Genomic DNA, 18188 nt, shown 5'->3' with positions numbered 1-18188 from the left:
AAAAGACCGCTATCCCGGAGGTGTGATGGCCGCATTGGAGCAGCTGTTCTGCGAGGTCTGCTCGAGGGGCGTCATCCTGGGCCGGGAGTCGGTGTACAAGTGCGCCGTGTGCGGCAAGATAGTCTGCAGGGACTGCTTCCATACCCCGCAGAAGCAGTGCGACGAGTGCTTCGCCGCCTTCCTCGAGGAACAGCGCCGTGTCCGCCTGGTCGAGGATGTCGAATCCCACAGGCTGGAAGAGGAGGAGAGGCTCCGGGAACGCGCAGAAAACAGGCGCCTGGTCATCGGTCGGCAGAGGCGCAGCGCCCTGGTCTGGATGGTGGCGGTCCCCCTCGTCTTCACCCTCTTCTGCTGGCTGGTACTCGGTCTTCTGCTCCGCACGCCGCACGGCTTCTGGGTCACCCTGGCCGTGGTGCATGATTTCATCTTCGTCATGGCCGGGTGCGCCCGCTACCCCTGGCGGGAGGATCTCGTGGACCGGATCTCGAAGAGCGACAGGCGCTGACGCCTTCGTTCCCCGGGCATGGCCCCGCACTCTCACTGCCGGCATCATTCACTCGACAGCAGAAGGATGCGAAATGGACCTGTCCATCAGAAGAGAGACGCAGAGCGACTATCGCGAAGTGGAGGAGCTGAACCGCGAGGCGTTCTGGAACCTCTACTTCCCGGGATGCAACGAGCACTATCTCGCGCATGTCATGCGGAGCCACCCCGACTTCATCCCCGAGCTGGACTTCGTGGCCGAGTCGGACGGCCGCATCGTGGGCAGCATCATGTACACGCGGGCCTGGCTGGTAGGGGAGGACGGCGCCGAGAGAGAGATCGTGAGCTTCGGCCCGCTCTGCGTGCTTCCTTCGCATCAGCGGAGGGGCATCGGCAGCGCCCTCGTCCGGCACACCGCGGACATCGCACGCGGAAGAGGCGCCGGGATGATCGTCATCTTCGGCGATCCGCACAACTACTGCCGGCTCGGTTTCAAGAGCGGCAGGGACTACGGGATTAGCAACCAGGACGGAGACTGCCCGCACGGCATGCTCGCGCTCGATCTGGGCGGGAACGTCCCTCCGGCCGGCAGAAGGGTGTTCAGATACAGCGACGTCTACAACATCGACGAGGACGCCGCCCAGGCCTTCGACTCGGGCTTCCCCCCGAAGGAGAAGGGTTACAGCCACACGCAGGAGATCTTCTCGATCGCCATCCGGTCCATCGTGAAGTAGGGATCGCACGGCCTCCGGGCCTGCGGGGGAGCCGTCAATCCCGCGGACTGGATGATTCCGGCCTCCCTGGGTGGCCCTGTCCCGATGCCCAGGGAGAAGGAGGGCGAAGAGGTGGCCCAGCCCGGCTACTACAGGGAAAGGCTCTCGGGGGAGAGGCTCCTGAGGTGCTACGAGCTGGCCTCCCCCCGGATACGCAGGTACCTCGAGGCCGAGATCGCATATCTGCAGGAAATCCTCGCCGGGGCCGGCTCCGTGCTCGAGCTGGGGTGCGGCTACGGCAGGGTCGCGTTCCGGCTGGCCGAAGCGATTCCGGTGGTCGTCGGCATCGACAATGCCCGGGGCAGCCTGAGGCTCGGGATCGGGCAGGCCGGAGCGTCACGGGCCGTGAGCTTCGCTGCGATGGATGCCTGCCGGCTCGGATTCCGCGACGCATCCTTCGATGCCGTGATATGCGTGCAGAACGGCATCTGCGCCTTCGGGGCCGATCCCGGCGTCCTGCTGGACGAGGCCCTGCGGGTCACCCGTCCTGGAGGGCGGGCGGTCTTCTCCACCTATTCCGCCTCCATCTGGCCGGAACGCGTCGAGTGGTTCGAGGCTCAGGCCGCCGCAGGCCTGCTCGGCGCTCTGGACCTCGATCGGACGCGGGACGGGGTCATCGTGTGCAGGGACGGGTTCAGGTCCGGCACATTCAGCCGGGAGGGGTTCCTCGATCTGGCCAGGGAGTGCGGCCTCGAGGCATCGGTCACCGAAGTCGACGAGTCCTGCCTGGTCTGTGCATTCACGAAACCGTGACGGCGGCTCCCGGTCGATCCATCGCGGAGGATCGTCGAGGGGATCGTACAGTCAACTGAACCGATAGACCCCGGTGCAGGCCGCCGGGTCCCAGCCCACCCCGGCAGTACTTCCGGCGCGGCTATCCGTCCCTGATCTCCCCGGTCTGGTCCGGGCTGCGCCGGATGATCTCCCCGGCTTCATGCAGGGCGTCCTTCCCGGCGAGCAGGAGGAGCGTGTCGTAGGGCTGCAGGATGGTTCTGCCCTTCGGTACGATGAACTCCCCGCCCCTGCGGATGAGCAGTATCAGGACATCCTCCGGGAGACCCATCCCGGATACCGGCCTGCCGACCATCGCCGAGTCCGCCGGGATGTCTATCTCGATGGTATCGCCGTTCATGCCGGTCGTCCTCTCGAACTCGATCGGGTATCTCGGGCGGTCCGAGAGGGGAGCATCCACTCCGAGTAGCCTCGCCACGGGCATCAGCGTCCTCCCCTGGAGGAGGGCTGACAGCACCACGACGAAGAAGACCGCATCGAAGAGGATGTCGGAATTGGGGTAGCCCGCGAGGTAGGGGAACGTCGCCAGCACTACCGGCACGGCGCCGCGGAGACCGGTCCAGGCTACAAGGGCTTTCTCGCGAATCGTGAAGGCGCTGCCGATCAGGCTGATGAACACTGCGGCCGGCCTAGCGGCGACCATCAGGAAGAGCGCGACGAGGAGCGCAGTTCCTGCAACACCCGGGATCCGCGAGGGATAGACGAGAAGGCCGAGGACGACGAACAGCATGATCTGCATCAGCCATCCGACACCGTCGTGGAATCGCGCCAGGCCGCGCTTGTGCAGGAAATCCCTGTTGCCCATCACGATGCCGCAGGCGTAGACCGCAAGGAATCCGTTCCCTCCGAGCGTGTTGCACAATCCGTACGTTATGAGCACCACGCTCAGGCTCAGAACCGGATAGAGACCTTCGGAGGCGAGCCTGAGGCGGTTGAAGGCTGCCGAGGCCAGGAATCCGCTGGCGACGCCCGTGATGATCCCCAGGGTCATGTTCACAACCAGGGAGACGACCGAGGATGTCCACGAAGCGGCGCTTCCGGTGGCGAAGCCGAGAACGGTGATCGTGAGGAACACGGCCATGGGGTCGTTGCTTCCCGACTCGAGCTCGAGAAGGGGTTTCAGGTTGCCCTTCAGCCTCACTCTGCGGGATTTCATGATGGCGAAGACGGCTGCTGCGTCGGTCGAGGAGATGATCGCCCCCAGCAGAAGTCCGTCGAACAGAGGCATGCCGAGCACGAATCTGCAGAAGAAGCCTACGAGCAGGGCCGTGACGATCACGCCGGCCGTGGCCAGCAGGAGCGCCCGGCCGAGGACCGGGCGGACGCTTCGCCAGTCGGTGTCGAGGCCGCCGGAGAAGAGGATGAAGGCCAGGGCGAAGACACCGACGGAGTTCGCTGCGTCGGGGTCGTCGAAGCTGATGCCGCCGATGCCGTCGGATCCGGCCAGCATTCCTATCCCGAGGAAGAGGAGCAGGGCCGGGACGCCGATGCGCTCCGAAAGGCGGTGGGCCAGGGCCCCCAGGAAGATCAGCAGGCCGGCGGCGAGGATCATCACTGGTGAGATGCCCGGCATGTCGGTCATTCGAGACATTCCTCATCGATCGGGGCACGCTATGGAGTACGGCTGAGTTCGATTATAGGCCCGGCGGCGCCATCGTGCCTCCGCACGGCATCCCGGACTGATTCTTCAATTTCGGTCCCGACTCCCGCACGCAGCCCGCACCGAAGGACAAGACGGTTTGATGATTCAGGATGACCCCCTCTATGGAACAAAGCAGTCCGACTCATCCTCCGTGGTGAGGATGGACTTCCTGCCTGCTCTACGTTATTCCTATTGCGAGTTGATGCTGTTCGCCGAAAGGGGGGACGTATGGTCATCTGCCTTTCGCTGCTCGCCGCGCTGTCGGCGGTCGATGTCTCCATTCTCGAGCCTTCGGACGGGGCGTCATACGACGGAGACTGGCTCACCATCAGGGCTGTCGTCGAGAACGACAACTCGCTGCCCGACTCGGTGACGCTCGTCCTGAACGGCGGCGATCCCGCCGGGGTCCCCAGGCTGGTCACCGACTGGTACACCTACATGGGGAACCATTGCAGAACCGGATACTCGGAATCCCCCGCTCCTCACGACAACACGGTCATGTGGACGGCGGCGGTGACGGGAACTACCCACGAGTTCGCGACCCCGGTGATCGTGGACGGAAGGGTGTACTACAACTCGTCGGAGGACCGCATCGCATACTGCCTCGATGCCGCGACAGGGGAGGAGCTCTGGCGATACGAGGGGATGAGCTTGTGTCTCGACGACGGCATGCACGTGCAGGACGGGCGCGCCTACCTCTCGTGCGATTCCGTGTACTGCCTGGATGCGCTGACAGGTGAGAGGCTGTGGGCTTTCAGCCCTGGGGTCATGACTACTGAGATCCCAGGTCCTCCGGTGCCCTACGGTGACAGGGTGTACTTCAACTACGGCTCTGTATTCGCCCTGGACATCGCCACCGGACAGGAAGTCTGGCGATCCGATGAGTATGTCGGATCGGTCAGCACGCTCACGGTCTGGGGCGGAAATGTCTACTGCCCCTGGCAGGATGGCCTGGCCGCATTCGACGCCGAAACCGGCGAGATTGTCTGGAACTTCGGCTGCGGGGGCTTCTGGGATTCCTCCCCATGCCTGGTGGACGGCGTCATCTACATCGGGGGGTCATTCGACGATGTGGTATACGCCATCGATGCTTCCGACGGCTCCCTGATCTGGCAGAGCCCCGAGCTGGGTTTCATCACGTCCACTCCGGCCTTTCACGACGGCCGGGTGTTCGTCGGTGTCGATGAGTTGCCGCCGCCCAATCCCGTCGTCGCCCTCGACTCCTCGACCGGGGCGATCGAATGGCAGTATCTCGTTCCGATCTGGGAGAACTGGCTGCACGGTTCCCCCGGAGTCGCGGACGGGCTGGTGTTCTTCGGGGATGCCACTCCAACGGAGGAGTGGACTGCATACATCCGCGCCCTCGACGAGGAGACCGGAGAGGAGATCTGGAGCTACGGAACGACCACGAGCTGGATGGGAGTTGTAGGCAGCCCGGCGATCACCGACGGGGTGATGTACATCGCCGCCTCCGACAGCAACCTGTACGCCTTCGGCACCGGGCTGAAGTGGACGTATCGCGACGACCTCTACGCGGATCTGGGAACCAACGAGCTGATAGTGAACTCCTGGTCGGGCGGGGCCATCGCCGCCAGCGACACGATCCAGTTCGTCGTCACCCAGACCGGCATCGCGACGAATCCCGGCCAGGATCCGGCTGCTTCGGATCAGGCGCTGACGATTCACCCGAACCCGTTCGCCTCGTGCGCGTCGATAGCTTTCGAGCTGGCCTCGCCGGGAGTGGCTTCGGTCCGGGTCTTCGACCTGTCCGGCAGGCTGGTCAGGACGCTCCGGAGCGGCGAGCTCCCGGCCGGGACACAGCTCCTGAGCTGGGACGGATCCGACGATTCGGGAAGGCTACTGCCTCCCGGGATCTATGCCCTGCTGTTGTCATCGCCGGAAGGAGACATCACCAGGTCGGTCTGCCTTCTGAGATGATCGCCAGTCCCGTCTGCTCTCTGGAGATCCGTAGCTTGGATTATTCGGATGTGCCGGATGCGGAAAGACGGCCGCAGCCGTATGTTCGCAGGCATGTCACAGATCGAGGCAGCAAACTCCACCCGGAGGCCGAGATGACACTGATCCAGAAGATCCTCACCTCGCTTGTGCCGGCTGCATGGGCGAGGGACATGCGCGAGGAGTCGCAGAGATGGATGATGCGCTGCGCGTGCGGGCACGAGATCTCGGTCTGGGATGCCGGCGGCGTTCGGTGGAAGGCTACGGGGAAGCCCGCGCGTCTGGTGTACTGCCAGAAGTGCGGCACCCTCACGCCGCACACCACCTACAGGAAGGACTAGCCTCCTGCCTGCCCCGTTTTCGGGGCTACCCCGCAGAGTCGCACAGGCTCATCGTACACGGAGAGCGGAGGAGTTCCGGGCTGCAGTGGATTCTTCCCATCGGGCAACCCTGACCGGCGCGGTTATCTGAGAAGAATCACACTTGCCGACATCGTCCGCTCGATCGTTCGTGCCACCACCAGATACACACCCGCCGGGCATTCCACGCTATCCCATCCCAGCGTACTCACTCCCGCTGCCAGCATGCCTTCATGGATGGTGTCCACCAGCCTCCCATCGAGGCTGTAGACAGAGACACTGCATTCCACCGGCTCGGGCATGTCGAGCAGGATCGAGGGATTCGAAACAGACGGATTGGGAGTGACTCTCAGCACAGATGCCACATCCTGTCTCCCGGATTCGATGCCGGTATTGCCGTCGTACTTGATCGTTATGCAATCGGTCTTGGAATCGACTCCCCAACTGGTGCCGGTAACATAGACATCGCCGTTCGAGTCCAGTGCGACGGCTTCCCAATGATCGTCATAGTCTGCGATTCCGTTGTAGAACACCGCCCATTGCTGGACGCCCGAGGAGCTGTAGAGGACTGTCATGCAATCCGATTGGGTGCCACCCCTGTCCCCCGTCACGTAGATGCTTCCGCCGGTGCCGAGAGTCATGTCATACGGCTCGCTGACATCTGGATACATGGTCTCCCAAAGCAGCTCTCCGTCCGGGTCGTACTTCACGGTAGCGCAGTGAACGAAAGATGAACCCGTAACTATGACGTTTCCGGAGGCATCGGCACAGACAACATCCGCGTAGTCCCACTCGCCCTGCGATCCATCGTACCGTGCCGTCCACTCCAATGCTCCTTCAGAGCTGTACTTCACGGTGAGGTAGTCGTAGCCCGTCGAGTAGTCCAGGCTGGATCCCGTCACGAGCACGTTGTCGGCGGCATCGACCGTGATGTCGCTGGGATAGTTGGCCCCCACTGATGTGTTGAGTCGGCGGATCCACTGCTCGACGCCGTCCGGACTGTACGTGACTGTAGCGTACCCTCCGGCGCTGTATCCGGTTACGAATACGTATCCGTCGCCGTCGATCGCGATAGCTGCGGCATCGTTGTACAGGTTGGGTGCGTACATGTTCACAGCCCACAGCTGCACGCCCGAGGAGCTGTACTTGATGGTGGTGAAATACTCGTGATCCTCGTCGTAACAGGTCGTCCCGGCCACATAGACATTCCCATAGGAATCGACCGCTACGTCGCGTGCATAATCATAGTAGTCCGAAGCATCATATCTTGCTGACCAGCAAAGATTTCCATCCGAGTCATACTTGACCGTGAGATAGTCGTCATAGCCGTCGTTTCCCTTGCTATCCCCCGTAATGATCACGCTCCCCGACCCGTCGACGACCAGCGCATTCGGATAGTCGCCGCCATGGACGATCCCGTCGAAGCTCCTCGACCAGAGCATATTGCCGTCGGAGTCATACTTCATCGTGACGAAGTCGTAGGATGTTCCTGCTCCGGTACTCGCCGAGGCGACGAAGATGTTCCCCTCCGAGTCCATCCCTATGTCATTTCCATGATCGAAGCTGTTGCCGGTCCCGTTGCAGATGGAGACCCATTCCTCTATCGGGAAGTCACACTGCGCGGAAGCATCGCCGGATGCGATCACCGAAGCCAACGCAAACAGGAATGGATATTTCGATGAGGAACACACCTCGATCCCTCCTCGCGAAAAGCCGGATCAGCGACATGACCCACACTGTGTCGGCATTGGCGCTGGTCCGGCGCCAGCTTCCGTCGCAGACCCCGGGCTGCCCGCCCGTGATCCGGGGCGTCGACCGGATCAGTCGAGGATCACGAGGCGCCTGGCCGCAGAGAACTCCCCGGCCTGCATCAGAACGAAGTAGACGCCCGGCGGATGCTCGCCCAGCGAGATCTGCGAATATCCGGGCTGGAACTCGACCGGACCGGCCGATCCCGCAATCCTGCCCGCGATGTCGAGAACCGTCAGAGTGACCACCGACGGTTCTGGAATCCCGATCGTGACGGTCATGGGGCCGGAGACGGGGTTGGATGCGAAGGGAAGAAGCTCGAAGCCGTCGGGCATCCCGGGCCCCTCGGTGCCCAGCGGGTTCCAGGAGACCGTGACGTCGTGGAGGGACGGACTGACTGCAAGCTCCTCCGTGGTCAGGATGGCCCTGTACTGGAAGTAGTTCGCGTTTTCGGGGAGGATGCCCGAAAGGCTGCAGGGCTCATCCAGGATGCCCGACCATTCACCCATCACGGTGAAATCGTCGGAAGCCCTCACCTGGAAGGAGATGTCGGTCAGAGCGGGAGAGTCACCGGTCCAGTCCAGGTCTCCCCAGCCCGGATCGCCCGACAGGTAGAGGATGCTGGATTCCAGGAGCGCTTCGTTCACATGGATGTCCCACCAGCGGAGGAGGTCCTCGCCCAGGATGTCAGTCCAGCCGTCGCCGTCGACGTCCCCCGGGATGATGCACATGGCGATGTCGTCCTCCTCGAGGTCACAGACCGCGTGCTCCTCCCAGCCCGTCCCCTGGCCGTCGGTGTTCTCGAGCCAGATGTACCTTCCATCCATCCCTGTGCCGACCAGGATATCGATGTCGCCGTCCCGGTCGAGATCGCCGGACCCGAGGCCCCAGCAGTCACCGGGGTAGTCTGCCACGACGTGCTTGCTCCAGTCGGAGCCCGTGCCGTCCAGGTTCTCCCACCACGCGACGGCATCCGGGCCGTCTCCCGAACCCAGTGCATCGAGATCCCCGTCACCGTCGATGTCGACGGCTCTTACGGACAGGGAACTGCCGTAGCTCATGTCGATGGTGTCCAACTCCCAGTCGCCTCCGAGCCCGTCGGTGTTCTCGAGCCAGAGCAGACCGTGCAGGGCCAGGCCGACAGCGATGACATCCAGATCCCCGTCTCCGTCGAGATCGCCCGGATACACGCCTTGATAGGAGGTGCACAGCCCGGGCAGGATCTTGTGCTCGAGCCAGGAAGAGCCGTCGCCCTGCGCGTTCTCCCACCAGTAGATGTAGACGCCGGACATGTCCGCGCAGAGAATGTCGTTGTCGCCGTCTCCGTCGAAGTCGCCCGTGCATGGCGTCACGGGCTGCTCGGGAACGGCGCTGACAGTGGTTCCGATCCATGAAGCCCCCTGGCCGTCGACGTTCTCATACCAGGAGACAATGTCCTGTGCTGCAACGAAGTCGGTATCGCCGTCGCCGTCGAGGTCGCCTGCACGGATGCAGCCGCCTGTTGCAGCGGTTATCGAGTGCTCGGCCCAGTCAGTCCCGGCTCCGTCGGCATTCTCCCACCAGGCGAGGTACGAGGAATCGCTCGCCAGCACATCGAGGTCGCCGTCGCCGTCGACGTCCGCGGTATCCATGTGTTCGGCCGCGTACAAGTCGTCGATGAAGTTCTCGTACTCGCCCGGGAGTATGTCGACCTGTCCGGATGGAGACGACCATGAGGCTCCGGCGCACTCAAAGAACATGTCTCCCCATGCCGTTACCGGACCGGGAGTCCCGGGGCCGCCGGCCCAGTCGGTCTGGGTTGCGCTGTCGGCATGGCTCACTGAAACTGTGATCATGAGAAGCATGAGGAGGATTAGTCGCTGCATCCCAACCACCTCCACAAGAAATCCCTTGAAATTGCATAATTCGCATGATCCTGAACCATGTCAACGGTGGTTCGATCAGCCGGACCGGGCCATTCCGGTCAGACGGCACCATCCGGCAGAGAAATCCGGACTTCTTTCCGTCCTTTTTCGATACTGATTCTTGATCAGGACGCCTTCGGTCGGCAGCGGAGGGGATCTGCCCGCAGATCCGGTTCCAGCGGGACATTCGCTGCCCGGCTTCATCCCGGACCTCGAATTCCTGATGCTTTCGTCCGGGTTTATGCTCGGTTTCGATACTGCTTGTCTCGAGGTGGGCCGCGTCAGATGGAATCCAGGAACCTGAGAGATCGAGGAGCCTCGGAGACTGGACATCGAGATCGATCTTGCGCTGGAACCTTGCGGCATATGTTCGGGCCGGACGCTCGAACGCATGCGCGACCGTCCCTCAGACGGGGGAACGAGCAGCAACGGCCGAGCCCGGGATCAGGTCTCGAGGGTCGCCAGCATCACCCGCCTGTACTCGTCGAAAGCCTTTCTCCCCGCCTTCGTCAGCCTGTACATCGTCCGCGGCTTACGGTCCACGAAATCCTTCCTCTCCTCGACATAGCCCGCACCGGAGAGCCGGCTCATGTGGGACGAGAGGTTCCCGTTGGTGAGCCCGGTCCTGTTCAGCAGGAAGACGAAATCGGCGCTGTCCACGACGTACAGGTTGGCCATTATCGCAAGACGCGCGGGCTCGTGGATCAGCCTGTCCAGCTCCGGACGGCCCGTCTCCTCCCGGTCTGCTCCGGAGGCCATCATGCGGCCTCTTCCCTCTGCACCGGGTTGCGCCGCATGAACCGCGCCATGAGCACGACGCCGACTGTCAGTATCGGAGCCCCCGTGGCCATGACGGGCCAGGTATGGGGCTGGCCAGCGAGCTGGGCCCCGGCGAAGTTCAGGACGGCCATGATGGCGAAGACGTAGAACCTGCCGGCCGACTTGGCCCAGGCCACCGCTGTCATTCCCAGCGCAACAGCGAGCCCGAGCAGGAGGATCGGATGGGTCGAGAGTAGACCGGTCCAGGTCTCCGTCCTGTGCGTGAAGAACACGGCGAGCCCGAGCGGAACGGGCAGCAGGACGATCAGCGCGATCAGCATCACTCCTCTCCGCTCCCTGGTCCTTCGATCCTCCGAGAAGCGGACGCTGCCCACACGGGGGGTCACGACGAACTTCCTGAGCAGCAACGCCAGGAGCAGGCAGAAGGTGGGGACGAGATAGGCCCCCATGCTTGCGAGCAGCCCGTACCCGAGAAGCCCGGCCCCGATCACGACATCGAGCAGCCCGCTCTCGCTGCGGATCGCATATGCCCTGTTCTCGATCTCCTTCAGGTCCAGCGCATCCATCTCAACCTCCCCAGATTAGTTTGTATTGCAAACCTATCTGCGGGAGTATAGCGTCGGGAGCGGACATGTCAAGACGATCCCGGGGCCGGGACCGTACCGCCCAGCTGTGGATCAGATGCACAGGCCGATCAGGAGATGGCTCACTGCACGGCGCTGCTCAGTGCAGCGCGGGCATTGAACGCCGATATCGGGCAACTGCGCAGCCAGTGCTCCGGACTGGTTATCTTCATGGCCCGGCTGATGATGATCGGGAGCGGATCAGTGTTTCGTGAAGCATCCCTGAAGAGCGTTCCCGATCCCGGAAGATGATCGATCCTCTCCCGGCCGAAGAAGTGGTGGCCATGGAGGTTGGAGCACCAGGACAAAGGGTTGGCATTGACCCGCCGTACGGCATTACGTACGATATGGCTGACGAAAGGGAGAGCCATGTCCGCGCTGAGTGCCACTGATGCCAGAGCCCGGCTGTACCGCCTCATCGACGAGGCGGCCGAGACCCATGAGCCGATCCTGATAACGGGGAAGAGGAGCAACGCCGTGCTCCTGTCCGAGGAGGACTGGCGCTCGATCCAGGAGACGCTCTTCGTGCTCTCGATCCCCGGAATGCGCGAGAGCATCGTCGAGGGCATGAAGACACCGGTCGAGAAGTGCAGCGAAAAGCCCGGCTGGTGACCTGGCGCCTGGTCTTCACCGGGCAGGCTCGGATGGACGCGAAGAAGATCCGGTCCGCCGGGCTCCGTGAGAAGACGGAAGCCCTGCTCGAGTTGCTGGAGAAGGATCCATACGCATCTCCTCCTCCGTTCGAACGGCTCCTGGGCGATCTCAAAGGCGCCATCTCTCGCCGCATCAACATCCAGCACCGGCTTGTCTACCAGGTCCTGGATGACGAGAAAATCGTCAAGATCCTCCGGATGTGGACGCACTACGAGTAGAAGCGGATCGCTCGTAATGGCCATGTTCCCCATGGCGGCGCCTCTGATCCTGCATGGGCTTTCCTGCAAGGCGGCGGACGGTGTCCCGAATTCGTCGATCACCACGCCATCGGATTCGGTGCGAGTTCTGGCAATCGTCGATTCGATAGGTGCCGAGTATGGGACTGGCGAGTACTCATTAGGCGACATAGCGGACATCGACATCTCCCCGACGCACGAAGTGCTGGTCCTCGATAGAATCGGCTGCTGTATCAAGGTCTACTCCGCTGATGGCGGGTTCATCCGCAGGATCGGGCGCCATGGGAGCGGGCCCGGCGAGATGCTCGCCCCGGTGTTCATGGAAGTTCTCGGCGATGGCAGTATCTGCGTCAGGGACGAGAGCGGCTGGCTGACGCTGTCGGCAGATGGCGCCTATCTGGGTCTGGTGCAGACCGGAACCTCGTCGCCGATGCAGATGGTATCGGTCGGTTCCTCCGATCTCGTAGGCATCCGGAGCGAGCTCCTGCCACAGAATGGGCAGTTCATCGTTTCCAAGTCAGTCGCTCGCTGGCCTGGCTCAGATCCTGACACCATCACGGCTACCTATTTCAACCAGGAGTTCGAACTGGACCCCGAGGATATCGCCACGGATCTGGTCAGAGCCGATCTGTTCCCTATGCTGTTCACTGCAGGCAACGGACTGGTCTTCGTTGCGCCCGATCCCCAGGAGCGAGCCGAGATCCTGGTGTTCTATCCGGACGGGTCACCCCATGACACCCTTCGGCTCGAGTACCCCGTCGTCCCGAAGTCGGAAGCCGAGATCATCGAGGAGAGGGCCTACATCGAGTCGTTCTTCCAGAGGACCACGCAGACGTTGCAGGTCGAGTGGGAGCCTCTGCCCGACCGCCCGATGATCGGAAGCCTGGGCATCGACAGCCTGGGGAATCTGTGGGTGCAGAGAGGCACGGAGCTCTCTCCGACTTTCGACGTGATCGATGGATCCGGAGCGATACTCTATTCCGCAGTTCTGCCCGACAGGGAAGATGCCGCCGACTGGCGCTTCGAGATATCCCCGCAGGGGATCCTGGCCGTCCCTCAGGATCCCGGACTCTATCCAGTGGTGTCTGCTCGAGCTGAGATAGCCCGAGCTGCTCTTCGATGCCTCACAGTAGATTGCCAGCCTGGTCTGTACATTCTGATCGTAAGGAAAGAGAATGGCGGTCCCACAGGGAAACGCAGTCCCCCGGGGACCATCGGGCGAGCATCTTATGCGAGAACGAAAAGCAGACGGCTCTGCGTCTGCTTTGCCAATTTCATCAAGCCTGTTTCTCAGATGGGACGAAATTGGCGGGCATGGTCATTTCTGGACGGAACACTTCTATGCTACAGCTCATGAAGGTCGCGGAGAGGAGAGGCGCTTCGAAACAGGCAGGCCTGCTGAACGTATACGGCCTAAAGCACAGGAGCCCCACCAAGTCGAAGAAAAGAAGCCCTACAGTGGTGTAAGGGGATTCTGCCGGCTGGAGATTGAAGCAATAAGAGCCAGACAAACCTCACTGAAGAAAGGCGGTCTTCTGAAGCTCCCGGAATGACATAGATGCCGACAGTGATCTGTTCAGCGGATGTATCCAGATCGTCCCCGGGGAATGAGTCACCCTGCCGGTCTCCGAAACCGCCTTTGTTGACTCTCTATTGAGTGGGGAATAGAATTTCCCCGAGTGCCCATACAAACCAGTGGAGCAAATGGATGTATCCGCTGCTTGTCGTTCATATCCTGCTTGCCACGAACGATCCCCTGCATCCAGTCTCCCGGTTCTATCCTGATGCCCCCTTTGCGGCGGATCCCATGGTCGAGGCCATGGTGGCTTCGGTCAGCGAAGATTCCGTGATCGCCATGATCCAGTACCTCGAGGATTACGGATCGAGGTCTTCCTTATGGGATGAGCAATTCCAGCAAGTCGTCGACTGGACTGATTCCTGGTTCGGGCTCCACTGGATTCCCTCTGAGATTCAGCACTTCACGTTCACACAGTCGGGACAGTATCATGATTGCTGGAATGTGCTCGCGAGCATCACGGGTCAGGTGCACCCCGAACAGGTGTACATCGTCTGCGGACATCTCGACTCCACGTCGGAGGACTCGACCGTAGCTCCGGGTGCGGACGACAACGGGAGTGGATCGGCTGCCGTTCTCGAGGCAGCCAGGGTGATGGCGCCCTACGACTACGAATACAGCGTTAAATTCATACTTTTCGGGGCCGAAGAAGAGAACATGAAGGGCAGCCTCTATTACGTGCAGCACTTGCCCCCTGGTGAACTGGTGATGGGCGTGATCAACGTGGACATGATCCTCTACGCCCCTGATGACAGGGATTCGCTGGAGTTCATCTGTTGCAGCTCCGATACGAACCAGTTCGCTGAGCAGGCAGTTCTCTACGTTCAGGAGTATGCGCCGCAGTCCCACCCGAGACTGACGTATGATCCGGATGCCTGGAACTCCGATCACAGCGTTTTCTACTTCCTCGGGATGGATGCGATCTGGGGCAGGGAATGCGCGCTGGACGACAATCCCTACAACCACACGCCGAATGATCTCCTGGCCAACTATATGTCCTATTTCCCATTCGGGACGGATTGCGTGAGGGGGATCGTTGCGGCGGCGGCTTCATTCGCAGGTCCCATAGGGCCTTCCGGAGTGGGTGGCGGAGCTCCAGGGTCGGGAGACCTTCAGATCCTGCGTATCAATCCAAACCCTACATCGGGTATTATCCAAGTATCCCTGGAATCTCCGTCCGACGCCTCAGTCTCGATCTCGGTCTTTGACCTGTCCGGTCACATGGTGCGACCTGTCGAAACACTCGCAGAAGATTGTTCCCCATGGACATTGGACCTTACGGCGGTCCCTGCCGGAGTCTACCTGGTACGTTGGATCCAGGATGACCTGTCAGGCTCCGAACGGCTTGTGATACTCAATTGACTCATCGTCACCCGCAAAGGAGGGGATAATGTGTGCTTCTGCTGCCAGATGGACCCGGTCCCTCCTCATCTTCTCCATCTTCTGTGCAGAGGTTTCGGCACAGGAGGACGGCTCCATCGTCTGCTGGGGCAGGAATGACTGGGGACAGTGTGATGTGCCTTCTCCCAACTCCGATTTCTTCGCGATCGCTGAAGGCGGATTTGCGCACAGCGCAGGTCTCAGATCGGATGGTTCCATCGCCTGCTGGGGATCGAACGCGTCGGGTCAGTGCACTGTCCCGGAACCCAACGAGGGATTCATCTCCGTAGCATCTGGTGCGCATCACACCCTGGGACTGCGGGAGGATGGTTCGATCCTCTGCTGGGGGTGGAGCGAATGCGGTCAATGCGAAGTGCCCTCCCCGAATCAGGACTTCCTCTCGATGGCCGGCGGATACGGTCACTCGGTTGCCCTGAAGTCCGATAGCTCAGTCGTCTGCTGGGGAGACAACGGATATGGCCAGTGCGATGTTCCAGCGCCCAACGAGGACTTCATCGCCATTGATGCAGGCGATCAGTTCTGCGTAGGGCTGAAGGCAGACGGATCGGTCGTGTGCTGGGGCTACAACGGTTATGGCCAATGCGTTGTTCCTTCTCCCAATGATGACTTCATCGGTGTATCCGCCGGGCGTGATCACTGTGTCGGCCTGAAGTCGGACGGGTCCATCGTCTGCTGGGGGAGGAACGACTGGGCTCAATGCGATGTACCGGACCCGAACGAGGGATTCGTCGCAGTCTCGGGAGGAGGATTTCACAGCATCGCCCTGAGGTCCGACAGCTCGGTCGTCGCTTGGGGGCGCAATGACTACGGGCAGAGCCTCGAGCCCTCACCGAATCAGGACTTCTCACAGGTCGCCTGCGGGTATTTCCATTGCCTGGCTCTTCACACCAACCTGACGGGAATCGGGGGCTCGCAGCCAGACCCCACCATGGTGATCACATCATTGAGTCCAAACCCTTCGGGAGCTTCGATCTTCATGACCGTCCAGGCCCCCTCGTGCGGTTCAGTCTGGATGGAGATCTTCGACATCTCGGGAAGACTGGTCTACCTGAGTGATTTTGGCTCATTGGACCAGGGCCGGCATTCTCTTTCCTGGGATGGTGCGGACAGGTCGGGCAGTCGAGTGCCGGCGGGAGTCTATTTGGTGCGACTGCGATCTGATCTCGACAGTTCGGTATCCAGCTTGTTTGTCCTGATCTGATACGGAACCAGGCCGCTGGGTGGTCCGTCCGGGATGAGATGCTGCTTGTGCAGGTGAAGATGCCTTGCCACTTGCCGGTGGCAAGTGGCGGGCTTGGTCATTTCTGGATGGAACACCCTCATCGCCCAACTCGTGAAGATCGCGTCGTGGACGACGGCTTCGTAACAGTCAACCTGCATGGTGTTTCGGTCAGTCAGGCCCGGAATCCTTTCGTGGTCGAAGAAGATGTGGCCATAAGAGACTGGAACAGAGGGGATAACGAGGCTGTGCGATCCGAAAGACCGTAAAGATCCCCTCGCCACCCCTTCTTCCTAGAGTTTTACCAAGCATAGAGGCGCAGATACTCCTTCTGGTGATTCCAGTATCGCGAAATAAACTCCGGAAGACATCTGGGAGGCATCCCAGGTGTAGCTGACAGAGAAAGGCGTGAAGACTGCCGGACGGCCACAAAGGTCGAATATCATCAGAGTGCCGCTGCTGCCTGACTGGATGATCACGTTGTCCATGAAGGGGTTCGGTCCGGCCCTGAGGCACCCGGGTGCAGGGGAGGGACCATCTGGATCATCAATGCCGGTGGGCAGCGAATAGACATCGATCCCCTTGATTGGAGAGGAGACGTCGCTCCAATCGAGTTCTGTCACGGGATTCATCGTCTGGGCTGCGAGGTCGATCTCCCAGACTGGGTGGGATGCTCCATCTGAAACCCCGAAGTAGAGATGACCCTCATATTCCGAGCAATCGTAGATGGTCGAGGCTCCGGATGGAATTGCAGCGGGTCCGAACAGGAGCTCATACTGCCAGGAAGCTAGCTCAACCCCGTACACGCTCAGGAGAGTACCGGAACTGTCAAGAACCAGAGTGAAGAGAGTGTCACAATCGCGGTTGAAGCTCAGGCCTCTTGTCGATCCATCTGTATCTATCACATGAGTCCCAATATAATTGTAGTCAAATTCATGGATGACGGGTGAGTCGCCTGTGGACTGCTTACCGCCGAAGTAGCACCAGGACATGTCAAAGGGAGAGCCACCGTAGTTACCGTAATAACCCTTGATGTCAAAACCGGATAGATCGGTGAAATCCGCTCCTTCACAGGTCCAGTATCCGTAGGAGTAATACTCGGTGTCCCACAGATAGACGCGAGCCACTGTCGGAGATTCGAGACAGCAGGTATAGAAGTATTCGTCATAGGATCTGCGACTTCCCAGGCCCGAGACTGGAATGGATCCACTCCAGTGGTGAGACTCGAGAAGGTTCCATTCCGTGTCGTACCTATATGAATAAACATCGGTATCAGATGATATCGCCCACGTCCAGGGCTGTGCTTCCGCAAGACAAGCGAAGGCAAGAATAGCGACCGTCAACTCCCGGTTCATGGTCTCTTCTCCGATCCGCCGTACTACGAGCTGCAATACAGCATATTACGGTCGAAGTGACGAAGATGACCTGGTTGAAACCCTCGGTCCGATGATCTGTAGTAAGAACTGTACCAGGAGTGCTTTTCATCAGAACAATATTATGCTCAACGTCGGGGGACAAGCGAAAGTGAGTGTACTGAGAGAGCTGCTTGCAGCCGGGATTGCAGAATCCCGATTCGGCCGGCTGGATAGATAAAAGTGAATGCAGAGCAGCGTTGTGTCTGGATCAAATGATACTCTAAATGCTATCCCAATGGGAATCAGCCGAGAGAGAGCAGCCTCGGGCGGTTCTCGGGACGGGTTCCCCGTTTGATGGAGCTGAACCCGGGAAAAGATGGCGGTCCCACGGGGATACGCAGTCCCCCGGGGACCAGTCGCGCGAGCGTGACGAGCACGTATCCTCGAGTCTGCGAGCACGACGCAGTGACGACCGGGCGTTCCCGGAGGGAATGACCGTTCATACGGATGTTTCTTTCAGGAGTCGTCACTGCTGCCACTTGCCGGTGGCAAGTGGCGGTCCTGCTGAATTCCGGATGGAACCCTCTGATGGAGTGGTTGATCGGGCTCGAACGAGCTGGAAAAGCGCTAGCTCGACAATATTAGCGTCGATTATGGAGGTGACTTCAATCGCATCTCTCCTCCCG

Annotated in this window: 16 protein-coding genes; 10 read left to right on the top strand and 6 right to left on the bottom strand. The window is 60.9% G+C overall.

All coding sequences use genetic code 11. From position 1 onward, the window contains the following. Positions 1-25: 25 nt before the first annotated feature. The 3 genes from QUS11_09525 to QUS11_09515 all read left to right on the top strand — a co-directional run bounded on the left by QUS11_09525 (position 26) and on the right by QUS11_09515 (position 2009). A complete protein-coding gene (locus QUS11_09525; protein ID MDM7993542.1) occupies positions 26-505 on the top strand; it encodes a hypothetical protein in 480 nt (159 codons plus the stop codon). 73 nt (positions 506-578) lie between these two features. Then, a complete protein-coding gene (locus QUS11_09520; GenBank protein ID MDM7993541.1) occupies positions 579-1217 on the top strand; it encodes an N-acetyltransferase in 639 nt (212 codons plus the stop codon). Between the two features lie 84 nt (positions 1218-1301). Then, a complete protein-coding gene (locus QUS11_09515; GenBank protein ID MDM7993540.1) occupies positions 1302-2009 on the top strand; it encodes a class I SAM-dependent methyltransferase in 708 nt (235 codons plus the stop codon). Positions 2010-2130: 121 nt separating this feature from the next. Here QUS11_09515 and QUS11_09510 read toward each other — a convergent pair whose 3' ends face one another. After that, entirely contained in the window at positions 2131-3630 is a 1500-nt protein-coding gene (locus QUS11_09510) for a potassium/proton antiporter (GenBank protein MDM7993539.1), read from the bottom strand. A 288-nt stretch (positions 3631-3918) separates the two neighbouring features. Here QUS11_09510 and QUS11_09505 point away from each other — a divergent pair, with 288 nt between their 5' ends. After that, entirely contained in the window at positions 3919-5628 is a 1710-nt protein-coding gene (locus tag QUS11_09505) for a PQQ-binding-like beta-propeller repeat protein (GenBank protein MDM7993538.1), read from the top strand. Between the two features lie 134 nt (positions 5629-5762). Continuing rightward, positions 5763-5987: a hypothetical protein gene (locus QUS11_09500; protein MDM7993537.1), complete on the top strand. Its 225-nt coding sequence runs from the start codon at positions 5763-5765 to the stop codon at positions 5985-5987. Positions 5988-6109: 122 nt separating this feature from the next. Here QUS11_09500 and QUS11_09495 read toward each other — a convergent pair whose 3' ends face one another. The 4 genes from QUS11_09495 to QUS11_09480 form a co-directional block, all read right to left on the bottom strand. Beyond that, complete coding sequence (locus QUS11_09495) at positions 6110-7651, bottom strand: SBBP repeat-containing protein (GenBank protein ID MDM7993536.1); 1542 nt, start codon at positions 7649-7651, stop codon at positions 6110-6112. A 174-nt stretch (positions 7652-7825) separates the two neighbouring features. Then, the gene (locus tag QUS11_09490) at positions 7826-9619 is read right to left on the bottom strand and encodes an FG-GAP-like repeat-containing protein (GenBank protein ID MDM7993535.1); all 1794 of its coding nucleotides are present in this window, start codon (positions 9617-9619) and stop codon (positions 7826-7828) included. Positions 9620-10102: 483 nt separating this feature from the next. After that, positions 10103-10420 carry a transcriptional regulator gene (locus QUS11_09485; GenBank protein ID MDM7993534.1) on the bottom strand — a complete coding sequence of 106 codons (318 nt, stop codon included), beginning with the start codon at positions 10418-10420 and terminating at the stop codon, positions 10103-10105. Continuing rightward, positions 10417-11004: a hypothetical protein gene (locus QUS11_09480; protein ID MDM7993533.1), complete on the bottom strand. Its 588-nt coding sequence runs from the start codon at positions 11002-11004 to the stop codon at positions 10417-10419. The genes QUS11_09485 and QUS11_09480 overlap by 4 nt, the downstream gene beginning before the upstream one ends. Before the next feature lie 426 nt (positions 11005-11430). On the opposite strand from QUS11_09480, the gene QUS11_09475 reads away from it, so the two are divergent. From QUS11_09475 to QUS11_09455, 5 genes are all read left to right on the top strand, one after another. Further along, on the top strand, positions 11431-11673 hold the full coding sequence (locus QUS11_09475) for a type II toxin-antitoxin system Phd/YefM family antitoxin (protein MDM7993532.1): 243 nt from the start codon (positions 11431-11433) through the stop codon (positions 11671-11673). Further along, a complete protein-coding gene (locus QUS11_09470) occupies positions 11670-11933 on the top strand; it encodes a Txe/YoeB family addiction module toxin (GenBank protein MDM7993531.1) in 264 nt (87 codons plus the stop codon). The genes QUS11_09475 and QUS11_09470 overlap by 4 nt, the downstream gene beginning before the upstream one ends. 31 nt (positions 11934-11964) lie before the next feature. Continuing rightward, positions 11965-13308: a hypothetical protein gene (locus QUS11_09465; protein ID MDM7993530.1), complete on the top strand. Its 1344-nt coding sequence runs from the start codon at positions 11965-11967 to the stop codon at positions 13306-13308. A 351-nt stretch (positions 13309-13659) separates the two neighbouring features. After that, positions 13660-14889, top strand: a complete 1230-nt coding sequence (locus QUS11_09460; protein ID MDM7993529.1) for a M28 family peptidase — start codon at positions 13660-13662, stop codon at positions 14887-14889. A gap of 28 nt (positions 14890-14917) precedes the next feature. Continuing rightward, a complete protein-coding gene (locus QUS11_09455; protein MDM7993528.1) occupies positions 14918-16129 on the top strand; it encodes a FlgD immunoglobulin-like domain containing protein in 1212 nt (403 codons plus the stop codon). A 311-nt stretch (positions 16130-16440) separates the two neighbouring features. On the opposite strand, the gene QUS11_09450 is transcribed toward QUS11_09455, so the two are convergent. Continuing rightward, the gene (locus QUS11_09450; GenBank protein MDM7993527.1) at positions 16441-17502 is read right to left on the bottom strand and encodes a T9SS type A sorting domain-containing protein; all 1062 of its coding nucleotides are present in this window, start codon (positions 17500-17502) and stop codon (positions 16441-16443) included. Positions 17503-18188: the final 686 nt, after the last annotated feature.

This window comes from Candidatus Fermentibacter sp., from assembly GCA_030373045.1.
Classification (GTDB): domain Bacteria; phylum Fermentibacterota; class Fermentibacteria; order Fermentibacterales; family Fermentibacteraceae; genus Fermentibacter.
This window is presented reverse-complemented; position numbering and strand designations above follow the sequence as displayed.